This is a genomic window from Roseateles sp. (assembly GCF_049240545.1).
Classification (GTDB): Bacteria; Pseudomonadota; Gammaproteobacteria; order Burkholderiales; family Burkholderiaceae_C; genus Paucibacter_A.
Window position 1 is genome coordinate 1 of record NZ_JBMLSK010000088.1, and the last position, 1,141, is coordinate 1,141.

The 1,141-nt window shown below is 66.8% G+C and carries 3 protein-coding genes; 1 reads left to right on the forward strand and 2 read right to left on the reverse strand.

All coding sequences use genetic code 11. The annotated features are described in order from the left end of the window. Both ACOVRJ_RS06030 and ACOVRJ_RS06035 read right to left on the reverse strand, forming a co-directional pair. The coding region (locus ACOVRJ_RS06030) for a MerR family transcriptional regulator (protein WP_422042988.1) at positions 1-284 on the reverse strand (284 nt) is incomplete at its 3' end. A 15-nt stretch (positions 285-299) separates the two neighbouring features. Further along, the gene (locus tag ACOVRJ_RS06035) at positions 300-638 is read right to left on the reverse strand and encodes a YnfA family protein (protein ID WP_210931399.1); all 339 of its coding nucleotides are present in this window, start codon (positions 636-638) and stop codon (positions 300-302) included. Positions 639-752: 114 nt separating this feature from the next. On the opposite strand from ACOVRJ_RS06035, the gene ACOVRJ_RS06040 reads away from it, so the two are divergent. After that, the coding region (locus ACOVRJ_RS06040) for a cation transporter (RefSeq protein ID WP_422042989.1) at positions 753-1,141 on the forward strand (389 nt) is incomplete at its 3' end.

Sequence of the window (1,141 nt, forward strand, 5' to 3'; positions counted from 1 at the left end):
ATGCGCGTGGCGACATGGCCGATGTGCTCATCGAGCAGCGCGTTGACCTCGCCGCATTCCGCTTGCGGTTCGTCCTTGAACCGCAGCAGCACACGGATCTCGTCCAGCGTCATGTCCAGCGACCGGCAGTGGCGCACGAAGGCCAGCCGCTCGACATGCTCAGGCCCGTAGATGCGGTAGTTGCCTTCGCTGCGCGGCGCCTGCGGCAGCAGGCCTTCGCGCTCGTAGTAGCGGATGGTCTCGACTTGGGTCTGCGCCGCCAGCGCCAGTTCACCGATCTTCATGCCCGTGTCATTTCCTCAGCTTGCTGCCCTGGGCTGCAGGGCGATGATCGCCATGCCGACCAGGCAGATGCCTCCACCGACAAGGTCCCATCGCGTCGGGACCACACCGTCGACGCGCCACAGCCAGATCAGGGCCACGACGACATACACACCGCCGTAGGCCGCGTAGGTTCGGCCTGCGGCACTGGGATGCAGCGTCAACAGCCACGCGAACACCGCCAGCGATACGGCCGCCGGCAGCAGCCACCAGACCGGCCGACCTTGCGTGAGCACCAGCCAGGGCAGGTAGCACCCGACGATTTCGGCAACAGCGGTGACGAAGAACAGTCCGGTGACGCGAAGGAAGTCGAACATGGATCGAGGCTCTCTGCGTTCATGAAGGGGTGCCCAACACTCCGCAGCATAGCCGCTTGACTCTGGAGCCGCTACAGGGTTTCAAATGCCGGCATCGACACCCGAAAGCCTCTCATGAGCGACTCCTGCGGCAGCCACGGCTGCGCCACCCCTGCGGCCAGCCAGAGCCCGCGCTACCGGCGCGTGCTGTGGGCCGCGCTGATCATCAACCTGGCCATGTTCGGGGTCGAACTGGCCGGCGGCCTGAGCTCGGGATCGGTGTCGCTGCTGGCCGACGCCGTGGACTTCTTCGGCGATGCGGCCAACTACGGCATCTCGCTGCTTGTGCTCGGCATGGCGCTGACCTGGCGGGCTCGGGCTGCGCTCTTCAAGGGCCTGACCATGGGCGCCTTCGGTATGTTCGTTCTCGGACGGGCCGCATGGTCGGCCGCTTCCGGCACCGTGCCCGAGCCGGTGACGATGGGCGCCATCGGCGCCCTGGCGCTGCTGGCCAACGTGTCGGT